Below are 17,432 nucleotides of genomic sequence, written 5' to 3' on the forward strand. Positions count from 1 at the left end.
TCGCAGGCCGGTCCGGCGCAAGCCTCAAGCTAGCACTGCAACGACCTCGTCGAAGCCGCGCCGGGGAACGAGGCGGGCAGCTCACCCGGAGCCGCCCCGGGCTCCTCAGCCGAACAGCGCGGGCAGATCACCGCTGTGCCACACCGTGAACACCCGACCGACCTGCGCACCGGGCACGGCCGGCACCAGGACCCGCACCACGCCGGTCTGGTCGGCGGGCTGCTCGACCCGCGCACCGGGCAGCACCGCCGACCACGGCTCGCGGGCGCCCTGACCGGTCTCCAGGTTGTCCCGCACCCGCCCGGCGAGGGCCTTGGGGTTCTCGTCGGGCACGCACACCACCTCGGTGGCCTCGCCCGCGGCCGTCGTGCGCACGCCCGCCGCCATCGGCAGCCCGGTCTTCGGCCTGCTGACCAGCGCCGCCGACACCTCGCCCAGGCACCGCGCCAGCTCACCGACCATCGGGTCGTCGGCCAGGGTCCGGCCACCGGGCTCGGTGACCCACCGCAACGCCTCCGCGCCGGTGGCGTGGGCCACCGACCCCGCCTGCACGCGAACCCGCTGGAACCCGGTCACGACGCCCTGCCGCGCCAGCGGCCCGTCCGGGGAGATCTCGTCGTCGCCGGCGGTGGTCCAGGTGCCGCCGTCGCGCCGGCCGCCCAGGGCGGTGAGCTTCGCGTCGACCGCGGCCACGTCGACGTCCATCCGCAGCACGGCCGCCCAGGAGTCCCGGCCCACCTGCACCGCCGTCGTCGCCAGCCCCGGGTCGAAGCCGACCACGTCGGCCAGCACGCGGTGCTGCGCCGCCACCCGCGAGTACCCGTAGCCGACCAGGCCGAGGAACCGCCCGTCCCGCTCGGCGAGCGCGCGCAGCGCCGCCACCTCCCCGTACTCGACCTGCGTGGCGGACCCGTCGGTGGCCCGCACGCCCGCCAGCGCGCCGAGCAGCCCGGTCGCCGGCGGTGCCTGGGGCACGTCGGCCTCCGCCGCGCACCCCGCCAGGAGGACCGCCACCAACGCCACGCCCCAACGCCTGCCCACCGGTCGGCTCACCGGTCGGATGTTAGGGCGGCGGTCGGAACCGCACCCCCGTTTCGGCCGAACACCCCGGTGAACGCCTCGAACGTCGGCGCACCGCGCCGCCGCTCCAGCACGGCGAACGTCACGTGCTCGAAGAACGGGTTCTCCCGCAGCGCCGCCCGGAACGCCCCGGCCACGGCCACCGGGTCGTTGCCGAACACGCCGCAGCCCCACGCGCCGAGCACCAGCCGCCGGTGCCCGTGGGCGGCGGCCACCCGGAGCACGCGGGCGGCGCGCCGCTCCAGCACGGCCGGGACCTCGGGCAGCAGGTGGGGCTGGGTGCGGGCGATCGCGGCGCGGTTCGGCGCGGCGGCGGTGAGGAACGAGACCGGGTGCGGCTCGGGCAGCAGCGCCCCGTCGTCGTCGCGGAACACCGGCACGCCGGGGGAGTGGATCACCCGGTCGCTGTAGGTCAGCTCGGCGTGCGCGCGGTGGTGCGTGTAGAAACCGCCTGCCGCCAGCAGGCACGGGTACAGCGCCGAGCTGCGCGCGAGGCTCTCCTCCTGCGCCTGCGCCCCGTTGAGGAAACCGCCGCCCGGGTTGCGCGCCGAGGCGAACACCAGGCAGGCCGCGTCCCCCAGCCGACGCGCGGCGGCCAGGGTCGACTCGCCGGTCACCTCCACCGCGGCCGCACCGCGGAACTCCGGCACCCCCAGCGGGTCGTCCGGCTCGTGCAGGCGGGTACCGGCGACGGCGCGACCCACGGCCGCCCGCACGTCCACCTCGACCCCGCCGACGCGGTAGGAACCGCGCTCGGCGATCTCCACCGCTTCCCGGGCGAGCGCCCGCAACCGACTGCTCACGACGGCCATCGTGGGTGCCGGGCCGCCGGCCGGGCAACCGGGTTTCCCACCGGGCCGACCTGTTCGGACCGGCCGGCTCAACCGCGCCACCCCGCGCCCTGCCCCGCCCGATCACCCCTCGACCGGGATCTCCACCGCGATCTCCTCGCCCAGCCGAGCCCCGCCCAGCAGGTCCAGCTCGTCACCGCTCCAGAACCGCCCCGGGTCGTACCAGTTCGCCCGCCGCCCGCCCGGCAGCAACCCCATCGCCTCGTACGTCACGGCCACCACCTCGGCGCAGTAGGCGGTCTCCAGCGTCGAGTCCGCGGTGCGCCGCAGGTTCGGCAGCCGCCCGCGCAACCACCGCGTGGCCAGCCGCGCCGTGGAGGGGAAGGGGGTGCCGTTGAGCCGGGCCACCGTCTTGAGCACGGCGTCGTCCTGCTCGCGGGTCGTGGCCCGGTCCAACTGGCGCAGCCAGGCCCGCTGCCCGTACTTGCGCGCCCACACCAGCACCGCCTCCCGCAGGTCGTGCAGCTGCACCCCGCGGTGGTGGGTGCCGGTCCACACGTCGGGCAGCGAGCGGCCCAGTTCGGCGTGCCACATCAGCGGCGGCAGGTCCTCGACGGCGACGGTCATGCCCACGTGGTTGACCGGGCTGTTCGTGGTCACCCGGATGGCGCGGTCGGCCGCCGAGCTGCCCCGGAACAGCCACACGTCGCCGGTGCGGGTGAGCTCGACCGCCTCGTCCAGACCGATCTTCGTTCCAGCCACGCCGGTAGCCTAGGCGGATGCGGTGGTGGAAGCTGCTCGGCCTGGCCGGTGTCGCGGGTGTCGCGGCGACCGGCGCGGTGATCGCCCGCGCGGAGCGCAAGCGCCGCGCCTACACGCCCGACGAGGTCCGGGCCCGCCTGCACGCGCGGCTCGCGGAAACCTCCAACGGACGACCATCGGGGGGTTGACCCGGACGGGCGGCGGGTCTGGGCTGGACCGCATGCGATCCCTGTTCGCGGCGCTGCTGTGCGCGCTCCTCGTCGCGCCGCCCGCCCACGCCGACTCCCGCCCGGCCCTGGACCTGGACGCGGCCACGATCCCGCAGTTGGCGCGGCGGATGGACGCGGGTTCGTTGACCTCGGTCGAGCTGACGCGCGCCTACCTGCGGCGCATCGACACCGTGGACCGGAGGGTGCGGTCGGTGCTGGCGGTGGATCCGGAGGCGTTGCGGCAGGCGGCGGAGAGCGACCGGCGGCGGGCCCGCGGTCAGGCGCGGGGGTTGATGGACGGCATCCCGGTGCTGCTCAAGGACAACATCGACACGCGCTCGGGCGGCACGGCGGGGTCGCGGGCGTTGCGGGTGCCGCCGCGTGACGACGCGGAGCTGGTCAGGCGCCTGCGCGAGGCCGGCGCGGTCGTGCTGGGCAAGACCAACCTGTCGGAGTGGGCGAACTTCCGCTCCACGCGCTCCACCTCGGGCTGGTCGGGCGTCGGCGGGCAGACCAACAACCCGTACGTGTTGGATCGCAACCCGTGCGGGTCGTCGTCCGGCTCCGGTGCGGCGGTGGCGGCGTCGTTGGCGCAGGTCGCGGTCGGCACCGAGACCGACGGCTCGATCGTGTGCCCGTCCGGCCAGAACGGCGTGGTGGGCCTCAAGCCGACCCTGGGCCGGGTCAGCGGTGACGGCATCGTGCCGATCTCCGCGCAGCAGGACACCGCGGGCCCGATGGCGCGGCATGTCGTCGACGCGGCGATCCTGATGTCCGCCCTGGAGGGGCGCGGTGCCGACTACGCCCGCGCGCTCACCCCCGACGCGCTGCGCGGCGCGCGGGTCGGCGTGTGGCGCAAGGCCGGGCGCGACGCCGAGGTGGACCGGGTCGTGCAGTCGGCGGTGGACGTGCTGCGGCGCAACGGCGCCACCGTGGTCGAGGTCGAGCTGCCCTACCAGGACGAGATCGACGCGGTCGAGTTCCCCGCCCTGATCACCGAGTTCAAGCACGACCTGGAGGCGTACCTCAAGTCCCGGCCCGGCGTGCCGCGGACCCTCACCGAGCTGATCGCCTTCAACGAGGCCGACCCGGTCGAGCTGAGCAGGTTCGGCCAGGAGCTGTTCCACGAGGCGGAGAAGGCACCGCCGATCACCGACCCGACCTACCGCGAGCAGCGCCGCACCGCCACCGACCTGGCCCGCCGCTCGATCGACGAGGTCCTGGCCGCCCACCGGCTGGACGTGGTCATGGCGCCCACCAACAGCCCCGCCTGGCGCACCGACTACGCCAACGGCGACGCCTACGTGCTGGGTTCCTCCACCCCCGCGGCGGTCTCGGGCTACCCGAACGCCACCGTCCCGGCGGGCTTCGCCGGCCCGCTCCCGATCGGCGTGTCGTTCATGGCCGGCCACGGCGCGGACGCGCGGGTCCTGCGGTTCGCCGCCGCCTTCGAGCGGGCGGCACCGGTGCGCCGCGCACCCGCCTACCTGCCCACCGTGTCGTGATGATCACAGAGAGTTAGTTCCGGCGTGCGGATCCCCGAAGTCGGTGCCATGTTGATCCCATGGTCGCTGTGGTGTTGGGAACCGGTTTGATGGGTGCCGGGATGGCGCGCAGCCTGCTGCGCGCCGGCCTGGAGGTGGTGGTGTGGAACCGCCGCGCCGACAAGGCCCGTCCGCTGGCCGAGGCGGGTGCGCGGGTCGCCGAGGACCCCGCGTCGGCGGTCGGGGACGCCGACGTCGTGATCACGATGCTCTTCGACGCCGACTCCACCGCCGAGGTCATGGCCGAGGCGCTGCCGGCGGTCCCGAAGGGCGCCACGTGGTTGCAGTGCGCGACGGTCGGCCTCGACGGCGCCGAGCGGCTGGCGGCGCTGGCCGCCGAGCACGGCGTGGACCTGGTGGACGCGCCGGTGCTGGGCACCCGCCAACCGGCCGAGCAGGGCCGGCTCACCGCCCTGGCCGCCGCGCCCGAGGCCCTGCGGGAGCGGGTGCGGCCGGTGCTCGACGCCGTCGCCAGCCGGGTCGTGTGGGCGGGCGAGCGCCCCGGCGACGGCCAGCGGCTCAAGCTCGTCGCCAACTCGTGGGTCCTGTCGATCACCGCGGCCACCGCCCAGGCCGTGGCGCTGGCGCGCGGGCTCGGGGTGGCGCCCGGGGCGTTCCTGGAGGCCATCTCCGGCGGGCCGGTGGACAGCGCCTACGCGCAGACCAAGGGGCGCGCCATGGTCGACGGCGACTTCACGCCGTCCTTCGGCGTCGACGGGGCGGCCAAGGACAGCGCGCTGATCGTCGAGGCCATGGGCGCCGCCGGCACCGACGACCGGCTCATGCGCGTCCTGCACGACCACTACCGCGCCGCCTACCGGGGCACGCCGGAGGACATGGCCGCCGTGGTGCGGGCGTTCGGCAGCTGAGTTCACCCGTTGGTGGAAGTTACCGTCGAACCGGGTACCTGTGCCGGGGGAAGGGGTCGTGAGGAGGCGGGCACGTGGGAACCGGTGGCGTGGTCGCGGCGGCGGCCCTGGCGGGCGCGGTGGCGGCGGGTGCGGGCGGGCTGGCCGCGTCCGCGGACCCGGACGAGATCTGGCAGGGCACCGGGCTGCGCGTGGTGGACCGGGCGGCGCGCTCCGACACCGAGTGCGTGCCCCACTCGTTCGGGCAGTTGCGGCAGTTGCTGACGGCCACGCCGTGCGTCGCGCTCGACCGGGTGCTGTTCACCCTCACCGACGACCGGGGCGGCACCATCGTCGTCTCGGTCGCCTGGGTGGAGTTCGGCGACGCGGACGCCGCCCGCGAGTTCAAGCGGGTCGAGGACATCCACGGCACGGGCGACATCACCCCGCTGTCGGGGTCGCTGCTGCTGATGAACGACGTCCCGTTCAGCGCGTACAACTACGACTCGGACACCCTCGACGGCACGACCGTGGTGGTGGCCGAGACCGAGGCGGTGTCGGGCGGGTTCACCGCCGAGTACCTGGACGACGTCGCCGGGATCGCGGTCCGCACCCCGCGCCCCTAACCGCAGGTGGCCAGGGCCTGCTCCAGCGCGGTCCGCTCGGCGGCCGTCACCGTCAGGCCGTACTGCGCCTTGATCCCCGCGTAGATCCGGCCGTACTGGCAGGCGTACGCCCCGTTCGGCGGCATCCACCGGTCGGGCGTCTGGTCGCCCTTCGCCTGGTTGACCTTCCCGGCGGTGGCGACCAGGTTGCGCAGGTCGTTGGCCGCCGCCACGCGCCGCTCCCGCGGCCACCCGGCCGCACCGCTGCGCCACATCTCCGCCAGCGGCACCACGTGGTCGATCTGGATCTTCGACACGCCGGTGACGGTCTCCCCGGTGTACGGGTCGAGCAGCGTGCCCGACTCGACCCCGCACCGCCCCTCCTTGCGCCGCACGTCGGTCAGGTCGCGCGCCAGCACCTGGCTGCGCTGGTCGCACCCGTCGCCGTCCACGTCCTCCCACGGCCGCCCGAACACGCACCCCTCGCCGTTGTCGCAGTCGCGCGCGTAGCCCTCCATCCGGCCGGGCTGCGCGACCGGCAGCTGCGCCAGGAGGGTCCGCGCGGTCGGCGCGTCCGGGGTGCCCTCGGGCACCCGGTCCACCGCGGTGCCGCCGGGCGCGGCACCCGGCAGGGTGTCGACCGCCTCACAGCCGGTCACCGCCAGGAACAGCGCGGCCAGCGCGGCCGCAGTCCGCCGCAGCATCTCGGCACACCCTCCCCGGTCGTCGGTGACCCGCCCGTACCCGGGCCGCGACCGGGGAAAACGCCGGTGGTCCGCGCGGAGCAGGCCGTGCCGACACCCGGCCGCACCGCGTTGGGCCACGCGGCCCGACGCGGTCGCCACCGGTGAGGTAAACGAAACGCGCATGTTTCGAACCCACTCGTTCGGGCTACCCGGGAACGCGTCGTGAGGACGGCGCGTTCCGGCGGTGGTTCGGGGGTGCGCGATGGACTGGGAGTTCGACGAGAACGTGATCCGTGCACTGCGGGCGTACGTCCTGCGGGTGACCCGTGCGCTCGGGCTCAGCGGTGAGTCCTCCTACGTCCAGGAGGACACCGCGTACCTGGCGCTCGACGGCAGGCTGCCCGGGTTCCCCGATCGGGACGTGGCGCTGCTGTGGGACGCCGAGCGGGGCTGGGCGCTGGCCCTGGAGAGCGACAGCTCGGAACCGCCGTTCGTGGTGGCGCGGATGCGCGACCGGGTGCGGCCGGAGCCGATCGCGGTGGCGCGGTGGGTCGAGGGCCTGGAGCTGATGACCGACAAGGCCGTGGCCGCGGGCGACGAGATGCTGGCGGCCAGCTAGTCGGACGTGCGGGAGTCGAGGTAGGTCTGGGTCTCGTCCAGGAGCGAGCGCACGTCCCGCATGAAGCTGCCGGCGCCGTGCAACGCCTCGTGGAAGCGCTCGGCGGACTCGGTCGACGCCGAGGTGAACACCAGCATCTCGGTCAGCTCCAGCCGCCGGTTGACCGAGCTGACCGCGCTGCGCCAGCGGTGCAGCAGGTCGATCAGCTCCGCGTCCCGGCGCGGGGTGAGGGCGCCGGAGGCGAACGCCGAGTCCACCGCCGACTGGATCAGCCGCGGGTACACCCGCCGCCCCGGCGGCGCGCTGGGCCGGAACGCCTCGCCGTCCAGGGTCTCCCGGTTGCGGGCCATCTCCAGCCGGATCGACTCGATGGCCTGCTTGCGCTGCTCGCGCTGGGTGGCCCAGCGCTCGGCGAAGATGCCGGTGATGCCCGCGAGCAGGGCGAGCGAGTTCACCGCCGGCTCCCAGCGCCCACCGGGCGGTGACACGGCGAACCAGGCCACGCCCAGCGCCGTCGCCACCGCGAGCGCGCCGAACGTCAGCACCGTGATGGCGATGCGCGTCATCGGGGGTCAGTTCTCCCAGATGTCGCGCGCCGGGTCGTCGCCGCGCCGCGGCACCCCGCCCGGTGCGAGCAGCAGCAGGTCCATGCCGAAGCCGTGCGCGGAGCGCGCCACCTGGAAGTCCGAGTGCGTGACCGCGACCCGGCGCATGCCCGCCTCGGCCACCACCCGGTCCAGCGCCGACCGCGCGTACTTGCGGGTCAGGTAGAGGCGGATGGTGTCGTGCTCGGGGAAGGGCACCCGGTTCCGGTCGGGCAGCATCACCACGAGGTCGCCGCCGGTCTGGTTCTGGTAGACGACCTTGACCTTCAGCGCCCGGTCGCCCTCCACGGAGCCGTGGAACCGGACCGAGTCCAGGCGGATGGTCAGGTCGGTGTTGTGCATCAGCGCGCTGGTGACGAACTTGCGGTAGGCGTGGCTGCGCTCGTACTCCTCGACCGCCTCCCCGGCCAGCTCCTCCGACAGCGCCTCGGTGGTGGCGACCTCCAGCAGGAACAGGTCCTGCGGGCGCGTGATCGAGGTCAGGTCCGCCAGCAGCTCGGCGTCCCGGTCGAAGTTCGCCAGCGTGTTGCCCAGCAGCGAGTACAGCACCGGCTCGTCGCCCACGACCCGGTGCACCAGGTCGCGGAACGCGGCCAGGTTGTCCCGGAGGGAGAAGTCCAGCTGCACCGGCGCCACCCGGTGGCCGCGCAGGCCCAGGCCGGTGGTGGCCTGCTGGGTGCCCAGGCGCAGCATCTCCGAGCTCATGTCCACCGGCACGTACAGCAGGTCGGGGTGGCGGTCGAGCAGGTGCGACAGGACCAGCCGGTCCTTGTGCCCGGTGCCGACGCCGAAGCTGACGTGGTGGAACCCGGCGCCGACGTGGTCGCGCACCTCGTTCCAGCGGCGGGTGAACGAGTCCAGGCTCTGCTTCATCACCAGGTAGAACGGGTCGGCGCAGGCGTGCGCCCAGGCGATGGTCGGGCCGATGCCCCAGTAGGCGTAACCGGAGGTGATCTGCTTGCCGTCGCCGGTGGCGGAGGGCTTGCCCAGCAGGTCGCTGGTCAGCGCCGCGAGCTTGTCCCGCTGGTCCTCGCCGACCAGGACCAGGGACCAGGCGAAGTCCGCACCGTCGATGGCCTTGGCCAGGTCGTCGACCAGCCGCCGCTCGCTCGCCGCCACTCGGCCTCCTCCGCACGCCGTCGCTCTCCGCAGCCTACCGACCACGGCCTCCGGGGACCGGGCGATCGGGTGTCCCGGCGGGGCGGGGTCGGGGACCGGGCGCCGGCACTCCCCGGGGCGACCGCCCCGACGCGCGCACCGCCCGCCGCCGGGCCGGTGCCCCCGCTCGACCGTCCACTTCGGAGCCCGCAGCCCGGTCGCGGTCCGCGACCGCTGCCCGGGTGCCCTTCGTCGTACGTCGCGAGGGGCGGAAACTCGCCTATATACAAGGAAAGGGGCCGTAGGCTGTGCCTACGGCCCCGTCGGGGGGTATGCGCCGGGGTTCACCCGCTCGCCGGCCGGAGCTCGCGGCCGGAGGCGGTCAGGTGCTCCCAGGTGCGACCGCGCTGGCTCGGCGGCGCCGAACCGTCCGCCGTGCACGTGGGGTACACCAGCCCGAAGGGCACTGGCTGGTAGAACTCGTCGCCGCTGCGGATGTCGATCAGGTCTCCCACGTGTGCCATCACAACCTCCCGAACGAATGCCGGAGGTGCCCGTCATCGGCTCCTCGTTGAACTGGGTGGGGGAGCCTCGGATACCCTTTCGCCAGGGCGTATATGCCTTGTACGCTGCGACAACAGGGTGAAAACGTCAACGCTTGTGGTGTGCGACCTCCTGCTCCGGGTCCGCCGCGGGCGGCAGGTCCCGGTCCACGTGGTCGGCATGGAAGAGCGCTTGCGCCAGCAGGCCCTTCACGTGGTCGTTGGCCGCCGAGTAGTACACGAACGTGCCCTCGCGCCTGCCCTTCACCAGACCCGCCAGGCGCAGCTTCGCCAGGTGCTGGCTGACCGCCGTCGGCGCGGCGCCCGCGACCTCGGCGAGGCAGGCCACCGACGACTCCCCCTGCAGCAGCGCCCACAGCACCTTGATCCGCGTGGGGTCGGCGAGCAGCCGGAACGACTCGGCGGCGAGGTGGACCTGTTCCTCGTTGGGCATGTCGAAGTCCGGCAGCGCGCTGTGCATGTCGTCAGCCTAACTACTTGCGTATCTGCGTGACTACGCAGATAGTCTAGCAGGGGAGCGCCGAGGTCGAGCGGAGGACGCAGCGGTGACGGGCAAAGGGCACGGCCACGGGCATGGCCACGGACACGGGCACGGGCACCGTTCGGTGGACCGCGTCGACACGGCGTTGGAGAGCAGCCGCAAGGGCATGCGCGCGCTGGTGGTGTCGTTCGCCGCGCTCTTCGCGACCGCCCTCGCGCAGGCCGTCCTGGTGGCGCTGACCGGTTCGGTCGCGCTGCTCGGCGACACCGTGCACAACTTCGCCGACGCCCTGACCTCGGTGCCGCTGGCCATCGCGTTCGTGCTGGGCCGCCGCGCGGCGTCCCGCCGGTTCACCTACGGCCTGGGCCGCGCCGAGGACCTGGCCGGCGTCGCCGTGGTGCTGGTGATCGCCGCGTCCGCGGTCTACGCGGGCTGGGAGTCGGTGCGCGGCCTGCTCGACCCGCACCCGGTGCGGCACCTGTGGGTCGTCGCCGCGGCGGGCGCGATCGGCTTCCTGGGCAACGAGCTGGTCGCGCGGTACCGCATCCGCGTCGGCCGGGAGATCGGCTCGGCCGCCCTGGTCGCCGACGGCCTGCACGCCCGCACCGACGGCTTCACGTCCCTGGCCGTGGTCCTCGGCGGCGCCGGCGTCGCCCTGGGCTTCCCGCTCGCGGACCCGCTGGTGGGCCTGGGCATGACCGCGGCGATCCTGTTCGTGCTGCGCGACGCGGCGGCCGAGGTGTTCGGCCGGCTGCTCGACGCGGTCGACCCGGCCTCGGTCGACCTGGCCCGGCACGCCGCCGAGCGGGTCGAGGGCGTGGTGCGGGCCGAGCGGGTGCGGATGCGGTGGACCGGGCACGTGCTGCGGGCGGAGCTGGCGATCGCGGTGGACGCCGGGTTGAGCGTGGCGCAGGGGCACCACATCGCGCACGAGGTCGAGCGGCACCTCAAGCGGGCCGTGCCCCGGCTGGCCGCGGTGACCGTCCACACGGAGCCGGCCACCGCGCCGGCGTGAGGACCGGTCGGTGCCCCTGCGGGACGCGGATCACCCGCCGGCCGTGACCGGGGCCGGGCGCAGCAGCGTGATCCGGTTCGCGCCCAGCTCCGTCACGTACAGGTGGCCCGTGGCGGGGCTCTGCGCGATGTCCAGCGGCTGGTTGAACCCGGTCATCCCGGGGGTGCCCGTGGTCCGGTTGGACAGCGCCCCGGTCGGGCCCACGTCGAAGTACTGGATGTCCTGCCCGGACGAGTAGCGCACCACCAGCAGCCTGCCGTCCAGCCGGCCGCCGAACGCGGTGCCCCGGTACTCGACCACCCCGTTCGCCGAGGCGTGCAACCCCGCGTCGTAGGTCCCGGCGAGGTCGAGGTTCCGGTCCGGCGCGGTGCCCACCGGGTACGCGTCGGTCTGGAACGGGTCGGTGCCCGACGTGGGGTTGCCCCCCGCCAGCACCCACTCGCAGCGCACCGGCGCCGGGTGCCCGTAGTACCGGCCCGGCTTGACGTCGAACACGTAGTCGGTCTCGGCCTGCGGGTTGTTCGTCACCGCGGGCACCGCCGGCCCGGTGTACGGGCCGTCGGGCCGGGAGGCGCAGGACGCGGGCAGCGGTGACGGCGTGGCCGGCGCGTTGCCGCCCGCGGCCGACCCGTTCGTCGGCACGTACAGGTGGCCGTTGCGGTGCCAGTGCAGGTCGTAGGCGTTGCGGACGCCCGTGGCGTGGATGGTCAGCGGCGCGGAGGCCGCGTACGGGTTGTACGAGCCGCCGGCCTCGGTGCGCACGTTCACCGGCAGCGACGCGGGCAGCCGCGCCGGGTGCAGCTTCAGCACGGCCGCGCTGAGCAGGTGCTCCGGCCGGTTGCCCCAGGTGGTGTCCGGCGCGCCCATGGCGTTCATCGACCCCTGGGTCAGGTACAGCCCGCCGTCCGGCCCGAACGCCAGCGAGTTCGTCTCGTGGTCCTTGACCGACCGCGGCAGGTCGGTGACCACCTCGGTGTAGGTGCCCAGGTCAGGGCCGCTCAGCCGGGCGATCTTGCCCGACCAGTCGGGCGCGTTGGACGTGCCGCCGTAGTTGTCGGTCACCCACAGCACCGGCGCCGACGGCGTCGAGGCCGGGTCGAACGCCAGGCCGATCACGGTCCGGTTCGGCGCGCCGGGCAACCCGGCGGCGACCGCGTGGTCCCGCACCGAGGTGATCACCGTGGCGGCACCCAGCGTGCCGTCGGCGTTGACCGGGAAGCGGTGGACGTGCCCGGTGAACGTGGCCGCGTACAGCCGCCCGTCCGGCCCGAACGCCACGCTGGTGAACGGCGCGCCGGTGGCCACGCCGAACACCTGCTCGAAGGCGACCGGCCCGCCACCGCCCGCGGTGCCGGTGGTGAACACCGAGGAGAACGGCTGGAAGGCGTTGCCCGCCACGTCCCGCACCGCCTCGGTCACCGAGAACCGGTACTGCGTGGAGGCGGCCAGCGGCGCCAGCGGCGACACGTTGATCACGTCGCCCCCGCCGCTGGTGATCACGTTGGCGGGCACCGCGGCGCCGTCGGACACCCTGGTCAGCCGGACCGCGGTCGACGACAGCGTCGCCGGGTCCACCGCGCCCGCCGGCAGCCGCAGGTCGGCCACCACGCTGGAGGTCGGCGCCACCCCGGTCGCCAGGTTCGCCGGCGTCACCGCGCGCACCGACGGCGAACCCTCCGGCAGCCCGTCCACGTCGACGTAGTTCAGCTTGGTGTTGGTGCCGCCGCGCGGCGACAGCGTCAGGCGCCCGTCGGTCACCGTCACCACCCGCGTCGCCACCGCGTGCTTGACGGCGGAGGTGGGCTTGAACGCCGCGACCGCGTTCTGGTCCTCGACGTTCAGGTAGTGCGTGCTGTCCACGGCCGTGCCCGCGTCGCCGACCGCCACCGTGACGCGGTACGAGCCGCTGGGCACCGCCAGCTCCCAGCTGCCCGGCGTCGCCACCCCGGGCGACGAGGCCGGCAGCTGGGCGTGCACCAGCGTGGCCAGCCGCACGTCGCCGGTGCCGCCGCGGTTGCGCCCGTTGCCGACCAGCGACAGCGGCGTGGTGGTGCCCAGCGCCACCCAGCCGTAGGTCTGGCCGTTGGCGCGGAGCCCGTAGGGCTCGCCGAAGTCCCGCGCGTACCCCGACGGCGGCGTGGTGGCCTGGTCGGAGAAGTTGACCCGGGCGGTGAGCACCACCGCCTGCGCCACGCCCACCACCTGCGAGCCGAGCACCAAGAGAGCCACCAGCAGGGCGCGCATACGGCCTCCTCGCGACGGGGAGCACAGCGTCGCAAAGCACCGCGCCACCGCGAACCGCCGAAGGGCGGCCCGCCCTGCGGACTCCCGAACCGCCCGAACCGCCGCCCGAACAGCCTGTTGTCACGCTGTGACCGCCCCCTTACCGTCGGTGGGGACCAGTGGTCGACAACCTCAGTGGGGGTCCGCGGTGTCGAGGAAGATCTGGGCTGCCGCGGCGGGCGCCGCACTGGTCGCCGCCGGAGTGCTGGTCACCATCCCCCTCACCGCGGGCGCGGTGGACGACCGGCAGACCGCGGTCGTCTCGCTCGGCGACAGCGCCATGTCCGGCGAGGGCGCCGGCTCCTACGAACCCGGCACCGAGGGCGAGAACGGCAACTGGTGCCACCGCTCGACCGCGGCCATGGTGCACCGCACCCAGCTGGCCGACCGCACGGTCAACCTGGCCTGCTCGGGCGCCGACTCGGCGAACGTCTCGCTGGCCGACACCGTGCACTACACCGAGGGCTCGCAGGCCCGGCGGCTGATCGACGTCGCCCGCCAGTACCGGGTGACCGCGGTCGTGGTCCAGGTCGGCGCCAACGACGACGTCCAGTTCGCCGACACCATGCTCGACTGCGTCCTGGCCTGGGCCAACCCGTTCGGCCCGGCCTGCCGCGCCGAGCTGGAGCAGCAGTGGCCCGCCCGGCTCGCCGCCATGGCGCCGAAGGTGGAGAACGCCCTGCGCGACGTCCGCGCCGCGATGACCACCGCCGGGTACCGCGACGAGCAGTACCAGCTCGTCCTGACCTCGTACGCCTCCCCGGTGACCGAGAAGATGGACCGCCTCCTGCACGGCCCGCAGGGCTGCCCGCTGCGCCTGACCGACGCCCAGTACGGCCGCACCGTCGCCGTGCCGCAGTTCAGCGAGGCGCTGCGCGGCGTGGCGTCCCGCACCGGGGTGAGGTTCCTCGACTTCTCCCGCGCCACGGAGAACCGCGAGGCGTGCAGCAAGGGCGAGAGCAGCGCGGGGGAGTGGCAGCGCCGCCTGACCGTCGACCCGGACGCCCTGGTCAAGGGCGGCCTCGACGCCATCGGCCTGCACCTGGCGCAGCAGTCGTTCCACCCGAACGCCGACGCGCACGCCCAGCTGGGCCGCTGCATCACCGAGTTCGTCACCAGCGGCGCCGGCAGCGCCCGCTGCCTCCAGGGCGCCGACGGCAACCTGCACGCGGTCCAGTAATCCCCGCGCAACCCCCACCACCGCCCGGGCGTCATACCGGTAGGTTGGTCGGGGATCTTGGGGGGACCGTTGTCGAACAACGCCTTCGTCCGCGCGTGCGGACTCACCGCGGTGGTGCTCACCGCCGCCGCCTGCACCTCGACCGGCGCCGAACCGCAGGACCCGGGCCTGGCGCCGCGCGGCACCGTGCAGACCACGGCCAAGCCGACCAGGCAGGACCTGTCGAACGAGGTCAGCCTGACCGGCACGGTCACCATGAACCCGGTCTTCGGCATCGCCTCGCCGGTCGCGGGCCAGATCCGCTACCTCGACGTCCAGGCGCCCACCGCGACGCCGACCAGGCCGACCCGCTTCGCCACCGTCTGGCAGGACGGCAAGCCCAACAACGTCGACGTCCCCGCCGGCGCGACGTTCGGCGGGCGCCTGGTGGACGACCGCGCCACCGTCACCGCGGGCATGCCGATCGCCTCGGCCAAGTACGCGGGCTACGGCATCGTCGCGGACATCGACGGCGAGCAGGCGTACCGGATCGCCGACGCCGCCCAGGGCACCGTGCGGGCGCAGATCAAGAACGGCCCCGGCCCGTTCCCCTGCGCCCTGCTGGGCACCATCGCCGCCCTGCCCCAGGGCACCTTCCCGGCCCCGCCGCCCGAGCAGCCGCCCACCGACACCGCGGCCCCCGCACCACCACGGCAGCAGGAGGACCCCGACCGGCAACCCTCGGCACCCACCGGCCTGCGCCTGGTCTGCACCGCCCCCGCCGACGTGAAGCTGATCAACGGCGCCACCGCGACCCTGGAGGTGGTCACCGCCACCGCGCAGAACGCACTGGTCGTCCCGGTCGAGGCGGTCGCGGGCGGCCAGGGCAGGGGCAAGGTCGACGTGGTGACCCCGGACGGCGGCAAGGAGACCAGGGACGTCGAACTGGGCCTCACCGACGGCAAGGTGGTGGAGGTCCGATCCGGCCTGACCGGCGACGAGACCCTGGCCGTGCCCGGCCCCGACCTGCCCGCCGCACCACCCGAGGCCGGCAAGTGACCCCGCTGCTCACCCTCACCGGCATCACCAAGACCCTCAAGGGCCAGGAACAACCCCGCACCATCCTGGCCGGCGTCGACCTGACCGTGCACAGCGGCGACAGCGTGGCCATCCTGGGCCGCTCCGGCTCGGGCAAGAGCACCCTGCTCAGCCTCATCGGCCTGTTCGACCGCCCGGACGAGGGCAGCTACCTCCTGGGCGAGCGGGACATCACCCGCATCCCCGAACGCAAGGCCGCCGCCCTCCGCAGCGCCGAGTTCGGCTTCGTCTTCCAACGCTTCTTCCTGCTCAAGCACCTCACGGCCGCCCAGAACGTGGCCATGGCCCTGGTCAACGGCCAAGGCTGGCTACCCCGCCGCAAGCGGAAGGCGAAGGTCATGGCGGCCCTCGACCGCGTGGGCATCGCCCACCTGGCCAAGCACAAACCCCCCAGGCTCTCCGGCGGCGAGCAGCAACGCGTGGCCATCGCCCGAGCCCTGGTCCGGGAACCGCACATCATCCTGGCCGACGAACCAACAGGCGCCCTGGACACCGAAACGGGCAACCTGGTGGTGGAAGCCCTGCGCCAGACCACGGACCAGGGCTGCGCACTGGTGCTCGTCACCCACGACCAGGACCACGCGGCGAAGATGGGCAGAACGCTCCACCTGACCGACGGCCGCCTGGCCCCTCGGCGGGTGACGGCGTGATCGGCCTCTCCGGCCGCCTGAGGTCGTCCCTGATCATCGGCGGACAAGGCATCAGAGCCCGCAAGCTGCGCACGTTCCTCTCCATGATCAGCCTCTTCATGGGCGTACTGGCAGTGGTGGCGGTCCAAGCAGGCTCGGTCCTGGCCAACCGAGCCCTCCTGGAGGACGTGGAACTCCAGCTGGGCAAAGACGGCACAAGGCAGATGTACCTCTCCCCGGAGGGCGAGTCCGTCCCCCTGACCCTGGACTACCTCAAGGACCGCACCGACGCCGTAGCCATGACCAGCACCACGGCGATCATCGGAGAACCAGGCGTAAAACCCCTCAACGAGGGCGGCGGCCCGATCGACGAACCAGGCGGCTACGGCGGCCCCGGCATGACGTGCGACGAATCCGGCTGCCGCCCGGTGGCGAACCCCAACGAAGGCGCCCCACCAGGCCAAGCGGTCCAACTGACCCTGGTGGCCCTGACCGGCGACATCCGCCAGTTCCGCCCCTTCCGCACCACCTGGGGCAACTGGCTGGACTTCGAAGGCGCCCCGTCCCTGGCCCCGAAACTGGTCCTCAACGAGCAAGCGGCCAAAGCCTTCACCCGCTACCACGTCCCAGCGGAAATGCGGGTCCAAGGCGCCCCCACCAACCCCACCCCCCAATTCACCGGCGTGGTAGACGACGGCGGCTACGCCCCGGCCGCCTACGTCCGCGTCGACGAACTCCTCAACTGGCTCCCCACGACCAGCATGAGCGACCCCAACGCCGGTCCGGGCCTCCAGGTCATGATCGACCCCACCGCCACCGAGGTGGAGCACGTCCTCAAAGCCAGGCTGGTCGCCGCAGGCATCCCAGAGGACCAAATCTCCGTCACCACGGTGGAAACCCTGGAACGCATGTCGACGGAACTGGCCCTCATGCGCTGGATCTTCCTGGGCATGGCCGCCCTGGTCCTGCTGATCGGCGTGGCAGGCATCCTCAACGTAGGTCTGGCAACGGTAGGCGAACGGGTGGAGGAATTCGCCCTGCGCAGAGCAGTAGGCACCCCCCGCCTGCTACTGGCAGGCATAGTCCTGGCGGAAACCCTGCTGACCGGCCTGCTGACAGCAGCCCTGGCAATCGGCACAGCAGTAGTGGGCCTACAAGCAGCAGGCACCCTCTTCAGCTCCCGCTTCCCCTCCCTGGAAAACATGCAGTTCCCCTGGCAGGCAGGCGTAGCCGGCGTGGTGGCAGGCTTGGTAGCCGGCATCCTGGGCGGCCTGATCCCCGCCCTGCGCGCAGCCAGGATCCCCATCGCCACGGTCATGCGAGCCTGACCCACCACAAAAGTCCTCGGTGGACACCC

Annotated in this window: 19 protein-coding genes; 10 read left to right on the forward strand and 9 right to left on the reverse strand. The window is 73.7% G+C overall.

Features of this window, described 5'->3' with window-relative positions:
• Window positions 1-105: 105 nt before the first annotated feature.
• The 3 genes from EKG83_RS10870 to EKG83_RS10880 all read right to left on the reverse strand — a co-directional run bounded on the left by EKG83_RS10870 (window position 106) and on the right by EKG83_RS10880 (window position 2,633).
• Window positions 106-1,053, reverse strand: coding sequence for a hypothetical protein (locus EKG83_RS10870; protein WP_153278005.1), 948 nt, complete (start codon window positions 1,051-1,053; stop codon window positions 106-108).
• Entirely contained in the window at window positions 1,050-1,883 is an 834-nt protein-coding gene (locus EKG83_RS10875; RefSeq protein WP_051767059.1) for a TIGR02452 family protein, read from the reverse strand. Before EKG83_RS10875 ends, EKG83_RS10870 begins: the two co-directional genes overlap by 4 nt.
• 111 nt (window positions 1,884-1,994) lie before the next feature.
• Window positions 1,995-2,633 carry a hypothetical protein gene (locus EKG83_RS10880; protein WP_033435830.1) on the reverse strand — a complete coding sequence of 213 codons (639 nt, stop codon included), beginning with the start codon at window positions 2,631-2,633 and terminating at the stop codon, window positions 1,995-1,997.
• Window positions 2,634-2,650: 17 nt separating this feature from the next.
• Between EKG83_RS10880 and EKG83_RS46800 the strand changes: the two genes are divergently transcribed.
• The 4 genes from EKG83_RS46800 (at window position 2,651) to EKG83_RS10895 (ending at window position 5,860) form a co-directional block, all read left to right on the forward strand.
• Window positions 2,651-2,821: a hypothetical protein gene (locus EKG83_RS46800; protein ID WP_170191987.1), complete on the forward strand. Its 171-nt coding sequence runs from the start codon at window positions 2,651-2,653 to the stop codon at window positions 2,819-2,821.
• Window positions 2,822-2,853: 32 nt separating this feature from the next.
• On the forward strand, window positions 2,854-4,347 hold the full coding sequence (locus EKG83_RS10885; RefSeq protein ID WP_153278006.1) for an amidase: 1,494 nt from the start codon (window positions 2,854-2,856) through the stop codon (window positions 4,345-4,347).
• Between the two features lie 59 nt (window positions 4,348-4,406).
• Window positions 4,407-5,255 (forward strand): NAD(P)-dependent oxidoreductase, encoded by an 849-nt coding sequence (locus EKG83_RS10890; RefSeq protein WP_033435947.1) that lies wholly within the window; start codon window positions 4,407-4,409, stop codon window positions 5,253-5,255.
• A 74-nt stretch (window positions 5,256-5,329) separates the two neighbouring features.
• Window positions 5,330-5,860, forward strand: coding sequence for a hypothetical protein (locus EKG83_RS10895; protein ID WP_051767081.1), 531 nt, complete (start codon window positions 5,330-5,332; stop codon window positions 5,858-5,860).
• Here the strand turns inward: EKG83_RS10895 and EKG83_RS10900 are convergent.
• Window positions 5,857-6,543, reverse strand: a complete 687-nt coding sequence (locus tag EKG83_RS10900) for an HNH endonuclease family protein (protein WP_033435948.1) — start codon at window positions 6,541-6,543, stop codon at window positions 5,857-5,859. The two genes, EKG83_RS10895 and EKG83_RS10900, sit on opposite strands and share 4 nt — an antisense overlap.
• Window positions 6,544-6,787: 244 nt before the next feature.
• On the opposite strand from EKG83_RS10900, the gene EKG83_RS10905 reads away from it, so the two are divergent.
• A complete protein-coding gene (locus tag EKG83_RS10905; RefSeq protein ID WP_051767082.1) occupies window positions 6,788-7,144 on the forward strand; it encodes a DUF6292 family protein in 357 nt (118 codons plus the stop codon).
• On the opposite strand, the gene EKG83_RS10910 is transcribed toward EKG83_RS10905, so the two are convergent.
• The 4 genes from EKG83_RS10910 to EKG83_RS10925 form a co-directional block, all read right to left on the reverse strand.
• Complete coding sequence (locus EKG83_RS10910) at window positions 7,141-7,710, reverse strand: hypothetical protein (protein ID WP_033435949.1); 570 nt, start codon at window positions 7,708-7,710, stop codon at window positions 7,141-7,143. The genes EKG83_RS10905 and EKG83_RS10910 overlap by 4 nt on opposite strands.
• A 6-nt stretch (window positions 7,711-7,716) precedes the next feature.
• On the reverse strand, window positions 7,717-8,868 hold the full coding sequence (locus EKG83_RS10915; protein WP_033435950.1) for an L-histidine N(alpha)-methyltransferase: 1,152 nt from the start codon (window positions 8,866-8,868) through the stop codon (window positions 7,717-7,719).
• 323 nt (window positions 8,869-9,191) lie between these two features.
• Complete coding sequence (locus tag EKG83_RS10920; RefSeq protein ID WP_033435951.1) at window positions 9,192-9,371, reverse strand: hypothetical protein; 180 nt, start codon at window positions 9,369-9,371, stop codon at window positions 9,192-9,194.
• A 127-nt stretch (window positions 9,372-9,498) separates the two neighbouring features.
• The gene (locus EKG83_RS10925; protein WP_033435952.1) at window positions 9,499-9,870 is read right to left on the reverse strand and encodes an ArsR/SmtB family transcription factor; all 372 of its coding nucleotides are present in this window, start codon (window positions 9,868-9,870) and stop codon (window positions 9,499-9,501) included.
• Window positions 9,871-9,955: 85 nt separating this feature from the next.
• Here EKG83_RS10925 and EKG83_RS10930 point away from each other — a divergent pair, with 85 nt between their 5' ends.
• A complete protein-coding gene (locus tag EKG83_RS10930; RefSeq protein WP_033435953.1) occupies window positions 9,956-10,906 on the forward strand; it encodes a cation diffusion facilitator family transporter in 951 nt (316 codons plus the stop codon).
• Between the two features lie 30 nt (window positions 10,907-10,936).
• On the opposite strand, the gene EKG83_RS10935 is transcribed toward EKG83_RS10930, so the two are convergent.
• On the reverse strand, window positions 10,937-13,150 hold the full coding sequence (locus EKG83_RS10935; protein WP_033435954.1) for an Ig-like domain-containing protein: 2,214 nt from the start codon (window positions 13,148-13,150) through the stop codon (window positions 10,937-10,939).
• Between the two features lie 187 nt (window positions 13,151-13,337).
• On the opposite strand from EKG83_RS10935, the gene EKG83_RS10940 reads away from it, so the two are divergent.
• The 4 genes from EKG83_RS10940 (at window position 13,338) to EKG83_RS10955 (ending at window position 17,403) form a co-directional block, all read left to right on the forward strand.
• On the forward strand, window positions 13,338-14,369 hold the full coding sequence (locus EKG83_RS10940) for a GDSL-type esterase/lipase family protein (RefSeq protein ID WP_228122564.1): 1,032 nt from the start codon (window positions 13,338-13,340) through the stop codon (window positions 14,367-14,369).
• A 69-nt stretch (window positions 14,370-14,438) separates the two neighbouring features.
• Entirely contained in the window at window positions 14,439-15,407 is a 969-nt protein-coding gene (locus EKG83_RS10945; protein ID WP_051767083.1) for an efflux RND transporter periplasmic adaptor subunit, read from the forward strand.
• Window positions 15,404-16,096: an ABC transporter ATP-binding protein gene (locus EKG83_RS10950; protein WP_033435955.1), complete on the forward strand. Its 693-nt coding sequence runs from the start codon at window positions 15,404-15,406 to the stop codon at window positions 16,094-16,096. Before EKG83_RS10945 ends, EKG83_RS10950 begins: the two co-directional genes overlap by 4 nt.
• Window positions 16,093-17,403 carry an ABC transporter permease gene (locus EKG83_RS10955; RefSeq protein WP_228122565.1) on the forward strand — a complete coding sequence of 437 codons (1,311 nt, stop codon included), beginning with the start codon at window positions 16,093-16,095 and terminating at the stop codon, window positions 17,401-17,403. The genes EKG83_RS10950 and EKG83_RS10955 overlap by 4 nt, the downstream gene beginning before the upstream one ends.
• Window positions 17,404-17,432 lie beyond the last annotated feature (29 nt).

It is taken from the genome of Saccharothrix syringae (assembly GCF_009498035.1).
Classification (GTDB): domain Bacteria; phylum Actinomycetota; class Actinomycetes; order Mycobacteriales; family Pseudonocardiaceae; genus Actinosynnema; species Actinosynnema syringae.